The 17,620-nt window shown below is 68.5% G+C and carries 18 protein-coding genes and 2 tRNA genes; 13 read left to right on the plus strand and 7 right to left on the minus strand.

Annotated features, from left to right (window positions below):
- Positions 1-119: 119 nt before the first annotated feature.
- From ACFWJ8_RS01825 to ACFWJ8_RS01845, 5 genes are all read right to left on the minus strand, one after another.
- On the minus strand, positions 120-410 hold the full coding sequence (locus tag ACFWJ8_RS01825) for a hypothetical protein (RefSeq protein WP_378808210.1): 291 nt from the start codon (positions 408-410) through the stop codon (positions 120-122).
- A gap of 181 nt (positions 411-591) precedes the next feature.
- A complete protein-coding gene (locus tag ACFWJ8_RS01830; protein WP_378808213.1) occupies positions 592-753 on the minus strand; it encodes a hypothetical protein in 162 nt (53 codons plus the stop codon).
- Positions 750-2,099: an AAA family ATPase gene (locus ACFWJ8_RS01835; protein WP_378808215.1), complete on the minus strand. Its 1,350-nt coding sequence runs from the start codon at positions 2,097-2,099 to the stop codon at positions 750-752. The genes ACFWJ8_RS01830 and ACFWJ8_RS01835 overlap by 4 nt, the downstream gene beginning before the upstream one ends.
- Positions 2,096-2,371 (minus strand): hypothetical protein, encoded by a 276-nt coding sequence (locus ACFWJ8_RS01840; protein WP_378808217.1) that lies wholly within the window; start codon positions 2,369-2,371, stop codon positions 2,096-2,098. Before ACFWJ8_RS01840 ends, ACFWJ8_RS01835 begins: the two co-directional genes overlap by 4 nt.
- 71 nt (positions 2,372-2,442) lie before the next feature.
- Positions 2,443-2,700, minus strand: a complete 258-nt coding sequence (locus ACFWJ8_RS01845) for a hypothetical protein (protein WP_378808220.1) — start codon at positions 2,698-2,700, stop codon at positions 2,443-2,445.
- 381 nt (positions 2,701-3,081) lie between these two features.
- Between ACFWJ8_RS01845 and ACFWJ8_RS01850 the strand changes: the two genes are divergently transcribed.
- The gene (locus tag ACFWJ8_RS01850) at positions 3,082-4,137 is read left to right on the plus strand and encodes a tyrosine-type recombinase/integrase (RefSeq protein WP_378808222.1); all 1,056 of its coding nucleotides are present in this window, start codon (positions 3,082-3,084) and stop codon (positions 4,135-4,137) included.
- A gap of 54 nt (positions 4,138-4,191) precedes the next feature.
- On the opposite strand, the gene ACFWJ8_RS01855 is transcribed toward ACFWJ8_RS01850, so the two are convergent.
- Positions 4,192-4,265, minus strand: a tRNA-Gly gene (locus tag ACFWJ8_RS01855).
- A gap of 130 nt (positions 4,266-4,395) precedes the next feature.
- Between ACFWJ8_RS01855 and ACFWJ8_RS01860 the strand changes: the two genes are divergently transcribed.
- The 9 genes from ACFWJ8_RS01860 to ACFWJ8_RS01900 all read left to right on the plus strand — a co-directional run bounded on the left by ACFWJ8_RS01860 (position 4,396) and on the right by ACFWJ8_RS01900 (position 13,153).
- A tRNA-Pro gene (locus ACFWJ8_RS01860) sits at positions 4,396-4,469 on the plus strand.
- A 78-nt stretch (positions 4,470-4,547) separates the two neighbouring features.
- The gene (tig, locus tag ACFWJ8_RS01865; RefSeq protein WP_378808225.1) at positions 4,548-6,065 is read left to right on the plus strand and encodes a trigger factor; all 1,518 of its coding nucleotides are present in this window, start codon (positions 4,548-4,550) and stop codon (positions 6,063-6,065) included.
- 168 nt (positions 6,066-6,233) lie between these two features.
- The gene (locus ACFWJ8_RS01870) at positions 6,234-6,836 is read left to right on the plus strand and encodes an ATP-dependent Clp protease proteolytic subunit (RefSeq protein WP_378808227.1); all 603 of its coding nucleotides are present in this window, start codon (positions 6,234-6,236) and stop codon (positions 6,834-6,836) included.
- A 32-nt stretch (positions 6,837-6,868) separates the two neighbouring features.
- A complete protein-coding gene (locus ACFWJ8_RS01875; protein WP_018171011.1) occupies positions 6,869-7,546 on the plus strand; it encodes an ATP-dependent Clp protease proteolytic subunit in 678 nt (225 codons plus the stop codon).
- Positions 7,547-7,756: 210 nt separating this feature from the next.
- Positions 7,757-9,025: an ATP-dependent Clp protease ATP-binding subunit ClpX gene (gene clpX / locus ACFWJ8_RS01880; RefSeq protein WP_378765465.1), complete on the plus strand. Its 1,269-nt coding sequence runs from the start codon at positions 7,757-7,759 to the stop codon at positions 9,023-9,025.
- A 30-nt stretch (positions 9,026-9,055) separates the two neighbouring features.
- Entirely contained in the window at positions 9,056-10,027 is a 972-nt protein-coding gene (locus tag ACFWJ8_RS01885) for a serine hydrolase domain-containing protein (protein WP_378808230.1), read from the plus strand.
- Positions 10,028-10,062: 35 nt separating this feature from the next.
- Positions 10,063-11,181, plus strand: coding sequence for an epoxide hydrolase family protein (locus ACFWJ8_RS01890; protein ID WP_378808232.1), 1,119 nt, complete (start codon positions 10,063-10,065; stop codon positions 11,179-11,181).
- Positions 11,182-11,298: 117 nt separating this feature from the next.
- The gene (locus ACFWJ8_RS01895; RefSeq protein ID WP_378808234.1) at positions 11,299-12,087 is read left to right on the plus strand and encodes a hypothetical protein; all 789 of its coding nucleotides are present in this window, start codon (positions 11,299-11,301) and stop codon (positions 12,085-12,087) included.
- A gap of 4 nt (positions 12,088-12,091) precedes the next feature.
- On the plus strand, positions 12,092-13,153 hold the full coding sequence (locus ACFWJ8_RS01900) for an alpha/beta fold hydrolase (protein ID WP_378808236.1): 1,062 nt from the start codon (positions 12,092-12,094) through the stop codon (positions 13,151-13,153).
- 72 nt (positions 13,154-13,225) lie between these two features.
- Here the strand turns inward: ACFWJ8_RS01900 and ACFWJ8_RS01905 are convergent, their stop codons facing one another.
- Positions 13,226-15,277: a M3 family metallopeptidase gene (locus ACFWJ8_RS01905; protein ID WP_378808238.1), complete on the minus strand. Its 2,052-nt coding sequence runs from the start codon at positions 15,275-15,277 to the stop codon at positions 13,226-13,228.
- Between the two features lie 105 nt (positions 15,278-15,382).
- On the opposite strand from ACFWJ8_RS01905, the gene ACFWJ8_RS01910 reads away from it, so the two are divergent.
- The 3 genes from ACFWJ8_RS01910 to ACFWJ8_RS01920 are packed head-to-tail and all read left to right on the plus strand — an operon-like array spanning position 15,383 to position 17,605.
- Positions 15,383-16,003 carry an ArsR/SmtB family transcription factor gene (locus tag ACFWJ8_RS01910; RefSeq protein WP_378808241.1) on the plus strand — a complete coding sequence of 207 codons (621 nt, stop codon included), beginning with the start codon at positions 15,383-15,385 and terminating at the stop codon, positions 16,001-16,003.
- Positions 16,004-16,013: 10 nt separating this feature from the next.
- A complete protein-coding gene (locus ACFWJ8_RS01915; protein WP_378808243.1) occupies positions 16,014-16,241 on the plus strand; it encodes a hypothetical protein in 228 nt (75 codons plus the stop codon).
- Complete coding sequence (locus ACFWJ8_RS01920) at positions 16,241-17,605, plus strand: MFS transporter (protein ID WP_378808245.1); 1,365 nt, start codon at positions 16,241-16,243, stop codon at positions 17,603-17,605. The genes ACFWJ8_RS01915 and ACFWJ8_RS01920 overlap by 1 nt, the downstream gene beginning before the upstream one ends.
- Positions 17,606-17,620 lie beyond the last annotated feature (15 nt).

Consider the following 17,620-nt stretch of genomic DNA (forward strand, 5'->3'; position numbering starts at 1 on the left):
TCGCCACGTTCCGCATATTCGTCACCAAAGTCTCGCGTGTTATCGTCGCTAACATTCTGCCACATATGGCCACTAATGCCCAGGTCAGAGGCGTAATGTGGTACGGAATGCGGACTGCCCTACGTGTCCCAGATTTCTTCGATGAGGGCCCGGTCGGACGTTCGCGACACGGCCTCGATCGCCTCGGCCATCTCGTCGACAGAGACGTACTCGTGACGGTCTAGCCGTGCGAGCAAGGAGAAGTAGAGCGACATCGCCTCGAACGACTGCACGCCCGCCTCGTCGGCGGCGCTGAGTCCGTCCTGCGCGATGCCCTCCGCGCGGCGACACTCCGCCTGTTCTGCCGTGAACGCGGCCACGCGGGCGGCATCCCAGCCCTCGGCGAACCACTCGCCACGGTTGGTGGCCATGGCTACAACCTCGCCGCGAGCCAGCACCGTGTAATCGAAGCCGTCGTCGGTCATCGCGCCACGTGCTCGCGTGCCGGAAAGTCGGACTTTCCGACGCATTCAGGCATCCTGCCCATGCGCCGAGTGAGGCCAGATACAGACGCGCGACGCGCTGTCTTAGCCACTAACGGGGAAATGGGCCTCACGCTGACCTCTCAGACCTGAGGTAGCGGCGATACCAAGGGCAGGTGTCGTCATGGATCAGGGTCAGGTGCCAGATGCCCAGAGCATCGCGGGTCAGACGCTTGTCGGCGTCGCAGTCAGGACAGGCATAGGCGCGGGCGAAGTCGTCGACATGAGTCATGCGGCAGCCCTCCCGCCGCAGTGGCTACACCGTGAGCCGAGAGTGACGCCATGGACGCAGCAGCACAGTTCGTCGTTGTCGTCGTAGACGCCAGTTTCAGCGGGACGAGGTTCGCCTGAACTCCGTCCCAACCTCGTACCTCGTCCTATAGACGAGGTGGACGAGGTTGTAGGTTCGTCCGGACGAGGCTGGGACGAGGTGGACGAGGTTGTAGGAAAGTAGGCGTTTCCGCCACCGCTACCGGTGCGCTTGGCCGCGACGATTGCGCCCTTGGTCACAAGGTCCTCCCTCGCCTTCCGGACGTGAACAGCCTTGCCAGCCACTGACCGCTCAATGTCCGCCCCGCTGCATCCGGGGTTCGCCGTGACGTGCGCGAGCACCTTAGGGGCGAGGTCGTCGACAGCGGCATCCGTCTTCGCCTCACGCCGGGAACCCTCGCCATACGTCAAGGCACGAGTCGCACTGTCGTACCCCAGCCGCCCCTCGTGCACGTCCACGTCACGCCCCATCGCGGAGAAGTAGCGCGGCGAGGCCGGGTCGTCGCTCTCGCGCACGATCCGCCATGTGGCATCCGGCCAATCGAGGATGCGTGAGTCACCGCGCGAGCGCTCGCCGTTGTGGCCCATGTGGTGCACGATGACCGACTCGGCGATGCCCGCTTCTGCGCGCAGGCTGTCGAACGCCACGAGGAACCGGCCCGCGTCGTGGTTCTCGTCCAACCCGAGCGCGTCGAGCACGGGTCGCAGGCAGTCCAGGATGATGATGTCCGCCCCGCCGATCTTCTCGGCCCATGCCGCCCGCGTCGCCGGGTCGAGAATGTCGAACGTCGACAGCGAGCCGCGCAGCGACAGCACCTCGATACATTCCTGACGCACGATTCCGTGAGCGGACAGCCACCGCCGCAGAGTGCGCGGGTCGAGTTCGTTGTCGATGAGGACGACGCGCGTCACCGGTGCCGTGGTCCAGCGTCCGAGGAAGTCGTCTCCATCAGCGAATGACCGCAGCAGGTTCCCGACCAGCGTCGACTTGCCCGCCTTGTACTGTGCCGCCAGCACCACGTTCCCGCCTGTTGGCATCAGGCACTCGATGCGGAACGCGGCATCCTCGTCAGGCTGTGAGAGGAAGCGGTCAAGCCGGGTGAGTGAGGGGAGTGTGAGTGTCGGCGCGGCAGACTCGGCGGCAAGCCGAGCGCGCGCCTCCCTCTCGATCCTCAGCGCCGCTACGCGCTCGGTCACACGCTGTTCGTGCTCATAGTTCTCCTCGCGACGGGCCACGTCATCCCACGTCGCGAGCGGGTCGTCAGGGTCAGCCTGCGACAGCGGCACATCGTCATAAGCGCCGGTCACGGGATGAGCCCCTGCCGCTTGCGCTCTGCCTGATAGGCGGCCCGGCCCTGGCGCTCTGCCTCGTCCAGCCGTCTCAGCCGTGCGTCGGCGGCCTCACGGGCAAGGCGAACATCCATCGCACGCTGCGCAGCGTCAGCCGTGAACGCGTCGGACGACGGAGCGCCGGAGAGCGATTCGAGAGCCGACTGATAGCCCGCGTCGTAGGCGTCACGGATGGTGAACTCGGGTTCCGCGTCGACACCCGTCGACTGCATCCGCGCCTCGGCGTTCATCGCCTGTATGCGGTCTCTGGCCTGCCGGAATCCAGCCAGCCGGTCAACCCGCAGTCTCACCCTTCTGGCGCTCACGCGCTCGCCGCCTCGGTTGCCTCGGCGCGGAGTGCATCAGCGATGGCGTCGATCTGGTCGTCGGTCAGCGGCTCCATGCCGTCGTTGCGCTGCTTGTCGATGATGTCGAGCAGGCGCGCGGCACGGAAGGCCTGCCGCACCAGCCGCACGGTCGGGGAGTTCTTGCCCTCGGTGCGCGTCTTGCTTGCCAGCAGGGCGCGCAGTTGCGTTGTGGACGAATCAGGGTCGATGACGAACGGGCGAGAACCAGACATGAGCACAATCCCCTCGGGCACATCTGCGCCCGCATCACTCTGATTCGGGCGGTCGCAGCCCCGAGACGCTTGTTGAAGCGGCTACGGCCCCGGACTCTCACCGAGGGGTCGGCTCGTTTGGTTTCTCTCTCGTACCTCCATCTTAACGGACTAGGGCATGCCAAGCAAACGATAAACCCCAGGTCAGATACCAGAATGGTGGTGCAGTGCTTGAGAACCAGACTGGTGGGAAAGTCAGACTTTCGTTAATCTCGGTTACGGCTAGACGTACTGGCATGAATCACGAGAGGCGTAACGCACATGGCAACCCGGAACGGCTTCGGCAGCACACGGAAACTGCCCTCAGGGCGATGGCAAGCCAGGTGGACGACGGACGCAGGCGTGCGACAGACCGCACCGCGCACCTTCGACACGAAGAAGGACGCGGAGAAGTACCTTGCCCAGACACAGACCGACCTCGCGCGCGGATCGTTCATCGACCATCGCGCCGGTCAGGTCACGTTCCTCTCATACGCCTCTGACTTCATCGCGAACGGCGGCACCCGTGGCCGTCTCGCGCCACGGACAGCGGAACTGTATGAAGACCTTCTACAACGGGACCTAGAGCCGTTCCACGCGGTCACCATCGCCTCTGTGAAGCCTCAGGACGTGCGGTCGTGGTACGTGAGCCGGGCGGCTCATCCGACGCGTCAGCGACAGGCCTACGCGCTCGCCAAAGCCGTGTTCGGTACAGCGGTTCGTGACCGTCTGATCGCGTCGAACCCCTGCACGATCGTTGGTGCCGGTGTCGCCAAGGCCGAAGAGCGCCCGTACCTCGCGCCGGACGTGCTGGCCACCATCGTGGCCGCGATGCCCGAGCACTACCGAACCCCGCTCGCGGTCGCCTATGGCGCGCACCTTCGACTCGGCGAACTCATCGGCCTACAAAGAGGTGACTTCGACGCCGACGCCGGGACGCTCCGAGTAGAGCGCCAGGTGGTCACCGTTAAGAGAGAGGTGCTGACGACGAAGACGAAGACCGGGCAGGCTCGCACGGTCGCTCTGCCGCCGTCCACGCGTGACCTATTGACGATGCACTTAGCCGCGACACGGGGGAGTGCGAAGAGTCCGATGTTCGTTGACGCCAACGGCGAGCGAGCGCTGACACGGAACGCAGCGCAGCAGGCGTGGGCCAAGGCGGCGAAGGGTCTAGGGCTGTCGCAGTTCCACCTTCACGACGTGCGGCACGCCGGGCTGACGACGGCAGCACAGGCCGGTGCGACGACACGTGAACTCATGGCCCGCGCCGGGCACCGCACGACGGCAGCAGCGATGGTCTATCAGCACGTCGCGCAGGAGCGGAGCCACCTCCTCGCGGAGCGCATGGACGCCCTGTCTATGGGCACGAATCAAGAGGCATCGGGCACGTATCGGGCACGCGAGGCGATAGACGCCTGAGCCTGTCGACAGCCGGACATGAAGAAACCCCCGAGTTATCGGGGGTTTCTGTCGTGGAGGGGATGACGGGAATCGAACCCGCACCATCAGTTTGGAAGACTGAGGCTCTACCATTGAGCTACATCCCCGCAGCAGCGAGCCGCGGCATCCGTCAGTCTATGGCACATGACGGCCAAGACCGGCATCGCAGGCGGTGCCCGGGCGGGTCGGCTAGACTTCTCGGGGCCGAAAGGCGCACGCAGTGCGTGCGAACCCGCCCGGGGCGTAGCTCAGCTTGGTAGAGCGCCCGCTTTGGGAGCGGGAGGCCGCAGGTTCAAATCCTGTCGCCCCGACATCACGGCCCTCAGAATTGCGAACCCAGACCTTCATGCCGCGCGCTCGCGCGGTCCGATAGAGGAGAAGTAACAGGCATGGTGAACAGCACCGTCGAGAAGCTCAGCCCGACCCGGGTCAAGCTGCACATCACGGTCAGCCCCGACGAGCTCAAGCCGTCGATCAAGCACGCGTACGAGCACATCGCTCAGGACGTCCAGATCCCCGGCTTCCGCAAGGGCAAGGTCCCCGCGCCCATCATCGACCAGCGCATCGGCCGCGTCGCGGTGCTCGAGCACGCTGTCAGCGAGGGCCTCGACAACTTCTACCGCGAGGCCGTCTCGGCTCACGAGCTGCGCGTCCTGGGCCGTCCGGCCGCCGAGGTCACCGAGTGGCCCAATGAGAAGGACTTCTCGGGCGACCTCGAGGTCGAGGTCGAGGTCGACGTGCGTCCCGAGTTCGACCTGCCCGCGTTCGAGGGCACCACGGTCGAGGTCGAGGCCATCGAGGTCGACGACGCCGCCATCGACGAGGAGCTCGACCGCCTGCGCGGCCGCTTCGGCACCCTCGTGACCGTCGACCGTCCCGCCGCATCGGGCGACTTCGTCGAGCTCGACCTCGTCGCCACGATCGACGGCAACGAGATCGACCGCGCCGAGGGCGTGTCGTACGAGGTCGGCTCGGGCGAGCTGCTCGAGGGCATCGACGAGGCCATCGACTCGCTCACCGCCGGTGAGGACACCACGTTCCGCTCGAAGCTGGTCGGCGGCGACCACGCCGGCGACGAGGCCGAGGTCTCGGTCTCGGTCAAGGCCGTCAAGGAGCGCGAGCTGCCCGAGGCGGACGACGACTTCGCCCAGATCGCGAGCGAGTTCGACACGATCGCCGAGCTGCGCGACAGCCTCAAGGAGCGCGTCGGCCAGCAGAGCGCCTTCACGCAGGGTTCGGCGGCCCGCGACAAGCTCATCGAGGTCCTCCTCGAGCAGGTCGAGATCCCCGTCCCGCCGCAGCTGATCGAGGACGAGGTGCACAACCACCTCGAGGGCGAAGGCCGCCTGGAGGACGACGTCCACCGCGCTGAGGTCGCCGAGGCCAGCGAGAAGCAGTTCAAGACGCAGATGCTGCTTGACAAGATCGCCGAGTCGGTCGACGTCCAGGTCTCGCAGGACGAGCTCACGCAGTACCTCGTGCAGTCGGCCGCCCAGTACGGCATGGCCCCGCAGGACTTCGTCAACGCGCTGCAGGAGGGCAACCAGCTGCCCGCCATCATCGGCGAGGTCGCGCGCAACAAGGCACTTGCCGTCGCACTCGGCAAGGTCACGGTCGTCGACACGAACGGCAAGCCGGTCGACCTGAGCGGCTTCATCGCCGTCGACGACGAGGCCGAGGCTGAGGAAGAGGTCGTCGAGGAGGCGCAGGAGATCGCGGATGCCGCGGCCGACGCCGACGCGATCGTCGAGGCGGAAGAGGCCGCCGCGCCCGCCAAGAAGGCCCCCGCCCGCAAGCCCGCCGCCAAGAAGGCCGCGGCCGACGAGGCCGCCGCCGAGGAGAAGGCTCCCGCCAAGAAGCCGGCCGCCAAGAAGGCTCCGGCCAAGAAGGCCGCCGACGCGGAGTGACGCACGGATGACGGTCGCTGTTCCAGCGACCTCGTGAAGGAGAGGACGGATGCCGCGGCATCCGTCCTCTTCTGTGTCCGGGGCGCGCTCTGCCCAGGGCGAACACGGGCGGGTCGGCCGCGGTGCGCCGGTAGATTCGATGGCACCGACACGGAATCAGGAGTACACATGGCCGAACCACTTGTCGCGACGAGCGTCTTCGACAGGCTGTTGAGGGACCGCATCATCTGGCTCGGGTCCGAGGTGCGCGACGAGAACGCCAACGAGATCTGCGCGAAGATCCTGCTGCTCGCCGCTGAGGACTCCGAGAAGGACATCTACCTGTACGTCAACTCCCCGGGCGGCTCGATCACGGCCGGCATGGCGATCTACGACACGATGCAGTTCGTGCCGAACGACATCGTCACGGTGGGCATCGGCATGGCGGCCTCGATGGGCCAGCTGCTGCTGACGGCGGGCACCAAGGGCAAGCGCTACATCACGCCCAACGCCCGCGTGCTGCTGCACCAGCCGCACGGCGGCTTCGGCGGCACCGCGAGCGACATCCAGACGCAGGCGCAGCTGATCCTCGACATGAAGAAGCGCCTCGCCGAGATCACGGCGGCGCAGACCGGCAAGACGGTCGAGCAGATCAACGCCGACGGCGACCGCGACCGCTGGTTCTCGGCGCAGGAGGCGCTCGAGTACGGCTTCGTCGACCACATCCGCGAGTCGGCCGTCGACGTCATCGGCGGCGGCGGAACCGACGGCGGCGCCCGCGCGGCGGACTGACGGCACCGAAGGCGAAAGAGAGAGAACCCGGAATGCAGACCCCCACCTTCGGCGGTGCCCCGATGGCACCCCAGGGCCTCCAGATGCCCGGCAGCCGCTACATCCTGCCGCAGTTCGAGGAGCGCACCGCCTACGGCTACAAGCGCCAGGACCCGTACAACAAGCTGTTCGAGGACCGCGTCATCTTCCTGGGCGTCCAGGTCGACGACGCCTCGGCGGACGACGTCATGGCCCAGCTGCTCGTGCTCGAGTCCCAGGACCCCGACCGCGACATCATCATGTACATCAACTCGCCGGGCGGCTCGTTCACGGCGATGACGGCGATCTACGACACCATGCAGTACGTGTCGCCGCAGATCCAGACGGTCGTGCTCGGCCAGGCGGCCTCGGCGGCCGCCGTGCTGCTTGCGGCCGGCGCTCCCGGCAAGCGTCTCGCGCTGCCGAACGCCCGCATCCTGATCCACCAGCCCGCGATGGGCGAGGCGGGCCACGGTCAGGCGTCCGACATCGAGATCCAGGCGCAGGAGATCCTCCGCATGCGCACGTGGCTCGAGCAGACGCTGTCGAAGCACTCGAACAAGACGGTCGAAGAGGTCAACAAGGACATCGACCGCGACAAGATCCTCTCGGCCGAGGAGTCGGTCGCGTACGGTCTCGTCGACCAGGTGCTGACGACGCGCAAGCGCGGTCAGCAGGCGCTGACGAAGTAGACGCGTCGATCGAGCGCGCGGATGCCGCGACACCCCGTCGCCCGGATTCTCCGGGTGGCGGGGTGTTCTGCTGTGCGCCGACGCGGTTCCGCTCACCGCGAACCCGGGTCATCCACAACGTGCGTCGCAATGCCGCCGCATGTCGGCCTCAGCTATTAGGCTCGGAGGACAGCTGGGGGGCTTCCCCCCGACGCGACGAGGAGGAGCCTCATGGCACGCATCGGTGAGAGCGCCGACCTGTTCAAATGCTCCTTCTGCGGTAAGAGCCAGAAGCAGGTCCAGCAGCTGATCGCCGGTCCCGGCGTCTACATCTGCGACGAGTGCGTCGAGCTGTGCAACGAGATCATCGAAGAGCGCATGGCGGAGTCCTCGTCGGGCGTCGTCGCCGACTTCGACCTCCCGAAGCCCCGCGAGATCTTCGCGTTCCTCGAGGAGTACGTCGTCGGACAGCACGACGCCAAGCGCGCGCTGTCGGTCGCGGTCTACAACCACTACAAGCGCGTCCGCGCGCACGGCACGATCCAGTCCGCGGAGCAGCGGGCCGACGAGATCGAGATCGCCAAGAGCAACATCCTCCTGCTCGGTCCGACCGGGTGCGGCAAGACGTACCTGGCCCAGACTCTGGCGAAGCGGCTGAATGTGCCGTTCGCCGTCGCTGACGCGACGGCGCTGACCGAGGCCGGCTATGTCGGCGAGGACGTCGAGAACATCCTCCTGAAGCTGCTGCAGGCCGCCGACTTCGACACCAAGCGCGCCGAGACCGGCATCATCTACATCGACGAGGTCGACAAGATCGCCCGCAAGGCCGAGAACCCGTCGATCACGCGTGATGTGTCGGGTGAGGGTGTGCAGCAGGCGCTGCTGAAGATCCTGGAGGGCACCGTCGCGTCCGTGCCACCGCAGGGCGGACGCAAGCACCCGCATCAGGAGTTCATCCAGATCGACACGACGAACGTCCTGTTCATCGTGGCGGGAGCGTTCGCGGGACTCGAAGACATCATCTCGTCCCGCGTTGGCAAGCACGGCGTCGGCTTCGGCGCTTCGCTGCATCGCAAGGACGAGGACCTCAATCTGTTCGGCGACGTTCAGCCCGAGGACCTCCACAAGTTCGGCCTGATCCCCGAGTTCATCGGCCGTCTGCCCGTCGTGGCGTCGGTGTCGCCGCTCGACCGCGAAGCGCTGATGGAGATCCTCACCGAGCCGAAGAACGCGCTGGTCAAGCAGTACCACCGCATGTTCGAACTCGACGGCGTCACTCTCGAGTTCGATCGCGAGGCCCTTGAGGCGATCGCGGATCTGGCCGTCGCCCGCAAGACGGGTGCACGTGGCCTGCGCGCGATCCTGGAGGACGTGCTGGGGCCGATCATGTTCGAGATCCCGTCGACCGACGACGTCGACAAGGTGATCGTCACGCGGGCCGCGGTCGACGAGGGCGCCCCGCCCACGCTGGTGCTGCGCGAGAAGCGCAAGAGCGCCTGACCCGATCCGCTCCTTCACCGGGGGTATGCGATGGCTGACCTCGAACCCGATCTCGAGGGCTTCAGCGGAGTCGTGAGCGCGCGCCGCGGCGACGAGGTCCTGGGGGAGTGGACGGCCGGGATGGCCGACCGGACGTGGAGCGTCCCGAACGCCCCCGATACCAGGTTCGGGCTGGCCAGCGGCACCAAGACCTTCACGGCGATCACCGTGCTCTCGCTCGTCGGCGACGGTGTGCTGTCGCTCGACACGACCGCCCGCGAGGTGCTCGGCGCAGACCTGCCGCTGATCGCGGATGACGTCACGGTCGACCACCTGCTGACCCACCGCTCGGGCATCGGCGACTATCTGGACGAGGAGGTCGACGCGTTGGCGCCGATGACGGTGCCGGTCCAGCAGCTCGATTCGACGCCCGCCTACCTCGCCGTGCTGGACGGATTCCCGACGAAGTTCCGCGCGGGGGAGCGCTTCTCGTACTGCAACGGCGCGTTCGTCGTGCTCGCCCTCATCGCGGAGCGCGTGTCAGGCACCCCGTTCCCCGAGCTGGTGAGGCAGCGGGTGTTCGTGCCCGCCGGGATGACGGCATCCTCGATGCCTCGCTCGGACGCGCTTCCGCCCTCGACCGCGACGGGGTACAAGGACGATGGGCGCACCAATGTCTTCGAGCTGCCGGTGCAGGGGTCCGGCGACGGCGGGGCGCACTCGACGGCACTCGATCTGCATCGGTTCTGGCTGGCGCTGACCGGCGGGCGGATGCTGTCGGCTCGACTCGTGGCGGCCGCCACGGCACCTGTCACGCCCGACACCGGCGACGGGGTGGGCTACGGCCGGGGCATCTGGCTCGACGAGGGCGACTTCGTGCTGTCGGGCGGTGACCACGGCGTCACCGCCGTCAGCCGCCACGATCCCCGCACAGGGACGACGGTCACGGGCCTCGCCAACATCGAGGCGCCCACGTTCGGCCGGGTGAAGTCGCTCATGGCTGCGCTGCGGGAGCCGCGCTGAGGTCGATGTCGGAGCCCCGGCGTAGCTTTCGGCGCATGTCCACTCCGCAGCCGTTCTCGATCGCTGTCGCCGACCGCGAACTCGTCGACCTGCACGAGCGCCTCGACCGGTTCCGCCCCCTGCCCGACTCGCCCCGCCGCCCGCCGGTCGGCATGACCGCCGACTACCTCGGCGAACTCGTCGCGAGCTGGCGCACGTGGGACTGGCGTGCGCGCGAGGCGTGGCTGAACGGGCATCCGCAGTTCCTCGTCGACATGGACGACACGACCTTGCACTTCGCGCACCTGAGGTCGGATCGTCCCGATGCACCGGCGCTCCTCGTGATGCACGGCTGGCCCCACACGTTCGCCCTGCAGCTCGACTTCGCGGACCTGTTGCCCGACTTCCACGTCGTGGTGCCGAGCTTCCCGGGATTCGGCTTCTCCACCGCGTACGAGCGGGGGCCGATCACCGAGAAGAGGCTCGCGGCGACGATGCACACGCTCATGACGGAGGTGCTCGGTTACCGCCGGTACCTCACGTACGGCGAAGACGTCTCGGCCAATGTCAACGACCTGATCGCGGGCAGCTACCCCGACTCGGTGTCGGGCATCATCGCGACGCATTCGCACTTCCCCTCGCGGGCGGAGCGGCCCCTGCTGACGGCGCCCGACGAGGTCGCGTTCTTCGAGCGGCTCGACAGCTGGGGCGGAGCCAACGGCGCCTACGGCCATGTCCAGGCCACCCGTCCCGACACGTTGGCCGCGGCCCTCAACGACTCGCCCGCCGGATTGATGGCCTGGCTCGCAGAGAAGCTGGTGGAGTGGAGCGACACCCCCGAGGGTGCTCCCCAGGCGGTCGAACGTCGCATCTCGCGCGACAGGATCCTCACCGAGGCGATGATCTACTGGACGACGCAGAGCATCGGCACCTCGTTCCGTCCCTACTACGAGGGGGCGGATCAGCCCGATGAGATGCCGCGGGTCGAGGTGCCGGCATCCGTCCACATCCAGCGGCACGAGTGGGACTATCCCGAGTCGCTGGCCCGGCGGTTCTACCTCGACCTCCGCACCTTCGAGCGCCTGGACGAGGGCGGACACTTCACCGTCGCGGAAGTGCCGGAGGCGATGGCGGAGCGCGTGCGCACGTTCGCCCGCGGCATCGCCCTGCTGTGAGGGCCGCGCCGATGTCGGCGGCGAAGAGGGCGGGTCCCCGATCTGGCTGATCCGGGCCATCCGGAATGGCCCCTCATGGCGATGAGGCGCGCGGGGGCGTACGACTTGACTCGGGCCATGTCATCACACCTTCTCTCGGGCGCCGTCACCGGAACCCTCGTCATCGACCCGCGGCTGAACGGCCCTCGCCGCTCGGCGAACGGCGGCTTCGCCGCCGGGTTCATCGCACGCAGCGTCGATGCCGACGTCGTCACAGTGAGACTCCACAAGCCGGTGCCCCTCGGCCGGAAGATGAACGTCGTCGAGGACGACGGCGCCGGGATCCGCGTCGTCGACGGCGCACGGACGATCGCGAGCGCGCACCGGGGTGTGCTCGCCGCCACGGATCCGCCTGAGGCACCGTCGTATCGCGACGCGGTGCTGGCGCGCGCCGCGCATCCGCTGGCAGGTATGCAGCACCCGTTGTCGGACTGCTTCGTGTGCGGACCGCACCGCCCGGACGGCATGCACGTGACTCCGGGCTTCGTTCCGGACCGCCCCGACCTGCTCGCAGCACCGTGGGTGGTGGGGGCGGACGTCTCGAGCTCAGGCATGGCCCACTTCGCCGCTGTCTGGGGAGCGATCGACTGCACGAGCTATCCGGCGCGCGCGCTGCGCGGCGGTGAGCTGTGCCTGCTGGGCACGATGACCGCCGTCGTCGAGCGCCGTCCCCGCGTGGGCGAGAAGCTCGTCGTCTACAGCTGGACGAGGTTGCACGAGCGCCGACGGTACGAGACGTCCGCGGCGATGGTCGACGCCGCCGGCGCCGTCGTCGCGCGGGCGGACGCCACCTGGATCGCCTTGCGGGGCCAGCGTCTGCATGCGCTGCGCGTCCGGCGTCGGCCTGCACCGCGTGTCTCATACTGATGTCGTGGAGTTCTCCGTGGGGCCGATCCGGTACGCGCGAGCGGGGTCGGACGATGTCGCCTGGTCCGAGTCGGGCACGGGCCCACCCATGATCCTCGGGGGATGGTGGATGAGCCACCTCGAACGCGACCTCGAGTACGTTCCGATCCGCTCGTTCCTCGCAGCGCTCTCGGCCCATCGCCGGGTACTCAGGACAGACCCCATCGGGAGCGGTCTCTCGCGATCGAGGCGCGCCACGCCCTCGACGCTGACACCGCACGTCGACGCGCTCACCGCCGTCCTGGATGATGCGGGAGTGGAGCGGACCACGGTGCTCGCGGGCTCGTCGGGCTGTCCCGTCGCGATCGCGTTCGCTGCTCACCACCCCGACCGCGTCGAGCGCCTCGTCCTCTGCGGCTCGTACCTGGACGGCGCCACCATCGCCTCCGCGTCAGACCGCGGCGCGCTGATGGAGGTGGTGCGTCGCAGCTGGGGGGTGAGCGCGCGCCTCATGTGCGAGATCTTCTACCCGGACGCGACACCCGACGAGCAGCGCGCGTACCTCCGTCACCAGCGGACGGTCGGTTCGCCCGACAGCGCTGCTGCGGCGCTCGCGGCGGTCTACGCGTTCGACGCCCGCGCCGAGGCGGAGGACGTGCGTGCGCCGACGCTGGTCCTGCACCGCCGAGGCGACCGTGCGATCCCGCTCGCGCTCGGCGTCGAGACGGCGAACGCGATGGCACATGCGCGGCTGGCGATCGTCGACGGCACCGCGCACCACCCGTGGCACGGGGACAGCGCGGCGATCGTGCGTCAGGTCCTCGCCTTCGACGGGGTCGATCCGGATCTGCTCACGGACGAGGCAGCCTCCTCGGAGCCGGCAGGCACGGTGCACCCGGGGTTGCTGTCGGAACGGGAGCGCGAGGTCCTCCTGCTCGTGGCCCGGGGGATGACCGACACCGAGATCGCCGCCGAACTGTATCTGAGTCCGCACACGGTGCACCGTCATATCGCGAATGTGCGCAGCAAGCTCGGGGTGCCGACGCGAGCGGCGGCGGCCGCGTGGGCTGCCGTCAACCTGGCGTGACGGAATCCGGACGGGTGCCGGTGTGGTCGCGAGCTCCGCGGGAACGCTGCACGGAGCTCGCGACCGTGCTGGTCAGTCCGCGAGACCGCGACGTGCCAGGAGCGGCTGGATGACGGCATCCCGTCCACGGAAGTCACGGTAGGCCTCGAGCGGGTCCTTCGAGCCGCCGACGCCGAGCAGGCGGTCGCGGAAGCGGTCGCCGTTCTCGCGACGCAGCCCGCCGTTCTCGCGGAACCACTCGACGGTGTCGGCGTCGAGCACCTCGCTCCAGATGTACGAGTAGTAGCCGGCGCTGTAGCCGCCCGAGAACACGTGGGCGAAGTACGTCGACGAGTACCGGGTGGGCACGGCCGGGTTGTCGAGCCCGATGTCGGCGAGAGCGGCGGCCTCGAAGGCGGCGACGTCGATGTCGTCGGCCGTCTCGGCCGCCGACAGCGAGTGCCAGGCCTGGTCGAGCCATGCGGCGGCGAGGTACTCGCTGGTCGCGAAGCCCTGGTTGAACGCCTCGGAAGCGTGCAGCTTCTCGACGACGTCGGCCGGCAGCGGCTCGTCGGTATCGATGTGACGCGCATACGACGCGAGGATCTCGGGCCAGTAGATCCACATCTCGTTGACCTGGCTCGGGAACTCGACGAAGTCGCGGAACACATTCGTGCCGGCGAAGTGCGGGTAGGTGACGGTCGCGAACAGACCGTGCAGCGCGTGCCCGAACTCGTGGAAGAGCGTCGTGACCTCGTCGAGGCTGAGGAGCGTCGGGCGGCCCGCGGCGGGCTTCGGGACGTTCAGGTTGTTGACCACGATCGGAGCGGTGCCGCGCAGGCGCGACTGCAGGACGATCGAGTTCATCCACGCGCCGCCGCGCTTGGTGTCGCGTGTGTACAGGTCGAGCACGTAGAGCCCGAGCGCCGACCCGTCGGCGTTGTGCACCTCGAACACGCGAGTGTCGGGGTGGTAGCCCTGCAGGTCGTGCCGCTCGGTGAAGCTGATGCCGTACAGGTCGGTCGCGGCGCGGAAGACGCCGTCCTGCAGCACCCGCTCGGCCTCGAACCACGGACGCAGCGCGGCGCGGTCGAGGTCGTACTCGGCGGCCCGCACCTTCTCGGTGTAGAACGCCCAGTCGTGCGCCGCGACGGGGAAGGGCGACGGCTCGCCGTCGACGATCGCCTGTAGCTTCTGCTGCTCGCGCACGGCGTTGCGGGCCGCCGGCACGGCGAGCTCGCGCAGCAGGCTGTGCACGGCGGCCGGGGAGCCCGCGGTCTCGTCCGACGTGATGTATGCCGCGTGCGAGTCGTACCCGAGCAGCGCGGCGCGCTCGGCACGGAGCCGCACGATCTCGAGGAGCGTGGCCCGGTTGTCGTGCGCGTTTCCGCGCGAACCGCGGGAACGGGATGCCGCCAGCAGGCGCTCGCGGGCGGACCGGTCGGTGAGGCTCGAGAGGTAGGGGTGCCCGGTGAACAGCGTCAGTGTGACGACCCACTTGCCTTCGAGGCCACGATCGGCGGCGGCCTGCGCGGCGGCGGACAGCTCGCCCTCACTCAGTCCGTCGAGGTCGGCCTCGTCGTCGAAGACGACGGCGAGGTCGTTCGTGTCGGCGAGCAGGTTCTTCTCGAACTGCGTCGTGAGGGTCGACAGTCGCTGGTTGAGGTCGGTGAGCCGCTTCTTGGCGTCGTCGTCGAGGCCTGCTCCGGCGTGGGACATCTCGGTGAAGTGCCGCTCGACGAGGTAGCGCTGCTCGGCATCGAGTCCGAGCTCGTCGAGCTGATCGTGCAGCGTCTTGATGCGCCAGAACAGTGCGGAGTCGAGCTGGATCGAGTCCTGGTGCGCCGACATCAGCGGGGCCAGCTGCTCCTCGATCGCCTGGATCTCGTCGGTCGCATCGGCCGACGACACGGTGTAGAACGTGCGGGCCACGTCGCCCAGCAGCCGGCCGCTCGACTCGAGGGGAACCAGCGTGTTCTCGAACGTGGGCATCGATCGCACGACGGTGATGCGGGTGACCTCGGCGCTGTGCTCGGCGAAGGCCTGTTCGAACGCGGGGAGGTAGTGCTCGGGGCGGATCGCGGAGTAGTCGGGAAGGCCGTAGGGGAGCGTGCTGGGGGAGAGGAGCGGGTTGTCGGTCGCCATTGCGCCAGCCTAGTGCGCGATTCGCGGGTTGCCGCCGTCTCTTTGCAAAAGGAACATTGCAAAGAAGTGCTTGCAAAGAAGTCTTTGCATTGCTATCTTGGGGACATGGAAGACGAGACCCCCCGCACCGCGGACACGACAGCCGACAATCCGCGCGGCGACCGCGTCCTCGATGCCGGCGCCCTCCGGGCACTGGCGCACCCGCTGCGGGTCAAGATCTACGACATCCTCAGCCAGTACGGGCCGCAGACCGCGAGCTCGCTGGCCGAGCGGCTGGGCGAGTCCTCGGGCTCGACCAGCTACCACCTGCGGGCGCTCGCCAAGCACGACCTCATCCAAGAGGTCGACGGTCGCGGCTCGGGCCGCGAGCGCTGGTGGGAGCGTCCCCAGGGCGGCGTCTCGTTCGCGAACGCCGAGGCCGTCAAGACGCCGTCCGGCAAGGCCGCCACGCAGATCGTCATGGGCGAGTTCTTCAAGCTCCGTCAGGAGCAGCTCATGCGGTTCATCGACCGCGGTCTCGCCGAAGAGGAGGACGACTGGCAGGAGGGGAGCATGATCTCCACCGCCACCGCCCGCCTCACCCCGGAGCAGTCCGCAGAACTCTCCCGCAAGATCATGGCGCTGATCGACGACGCCGTGGACAACTACCGCAACCAGACCGGCGAGAACGTCCGTCCCGTCACCATCCGGGCCGACCTGTTCCCGCTTCCGGAACTCGAAGACTAGGAGCAGTGCCATGACCACCATCACCGCCCACCACGTCGTGTCGTCCCGCACCGCCGCGCGCACCACCGCGTTCGAGCGCGCGCTGCTGCAGGCGGCATCCACTCTCGACGGCTTCGTCGCAGCGCGTCTGGAGCGTCGCAGCGATGCGGCCCGCCGCCAGGCCGTCGCGGTCCAGGATGCCGCCGCCCGCACCCGCTCGGCGGCCGAGGCCCGCGCCGCGCTGGGTATTCTCCCGTGATGAGCGACGCCGTCGACACCGCGTCGGAGACCGAATCGTCGGCCGAGCGGGCACGCAGGGTCCCGCTCGGCCGCGACTTCGGAAAGCTCTGGACCGCCGCAGCCTTCAGCAACCTCGCCGACGGCATCGGGCGCACGGCCGTCCCGCTGGTCGCGACGACGCTCACCCACGATCCGCTGATGATCTCGGTGCTCGGCGCCCTCGCCTTCCTGCCGTGGCTGCTGTTCGGCCTGCCGGCGGGCATGATCGTCGACCGGTTCGACCGCCGCATCGTGATGGCCGTCGCGAACACCTTCCGCGGCGCCGCCGCGCTCGCGCTCGCCGTCCTCACGGTGACCGGCACCCTGTCCATCTGGGCCCTGTTCGTCGGCACGCTGGTGTTCGGGCTCGGCGAGACGCTGTTCGACAACGCCACGAACGCGGTCATCCCGGGCGTCGTGACCCGCGACCAGCTCGACCGCGCCAACGGCTGGATGCAGGCCGCGCAGATCACGATCGACAGCTTCATCGCCACGCCGATCGGCGGCGTGCTCTTCGGCATCGCCCTGGCAGTACCGCTGTGGGTGGGCGGGGCGGCGTATCTCGTCCCCATCGTGCTCGCCCTGCTGCTGCCGCTATCGGCTGCTCGGCCGCTGCGGGCGCCGGCGCCCGCGCCCGAGTCGGTGCCCGACCCGACGGCCCCCGACGTCGCTCCGGCCGGAGCGACCTCCGAGCCCGTGCCCGCCCCGGTCGCGCAGTCCTCGGTGTCGGCGCGGGAGGCCGTGCGCTTCCTGTGGCACCACTCCTACCTGCGGTCGATGGTGCTGTTCACCTCGGTGGTCGGATGCTGCCTGTCGTTCGCGCAGGCTGTCACGGTGCTGTTCTTCCTCGACGTTCACCACGTCGACCCGGTCGCGATCGGCTTCGTCACCGCCGGGATCGGCATCGGCGCGCTCGTCGGTTCGCTGCTCGCCTCGCGACTGGTCGCCCGGTTCGGGCGCGGCGCCGTGATGGTCGCCGCCAACGCCATCGTCGCGGTCTCCTCCGTGCTCGTGGGGCTCGCGCCGAACGTCGGACTCGCGATCGCCGCGTACGCGCTCATGGCCTTCGCGGTGTCGACCTGGAACGTCCCGTGGGGCGCGCTTCGCCAGCAGATCATCCCGCCGCACCTGTTCGGACGGGTGCTCGGCATCACGCGCATGCTGACGTGGGGCATCTTCCCGATCGCGACGCTGCTGGGCGGACTCGTCTCGCGCGTCAGTCTCCAGCTGCCCTTCGTGATCTCGGGCGTGGTCGTCGCCGTCGCGACGCTTGTGGCGATGCGGCTGCTGATCGTCGGCACCCGCGAGGCGGGCGCAGAGGCCGGGGCCGCGCCGGCCGTGTGACGCACGACGAAGGCC

The organism is Microbacterium sp. NPDC058389, from assembly GCF_042722305.1.
In the GTDB taxonomy this organism is placed as follows: domain Bacteria; phylum Actinomycetota; class Actinomycetes; order Actinomycetales; family Microbacteriaceae; genus Microbacterium.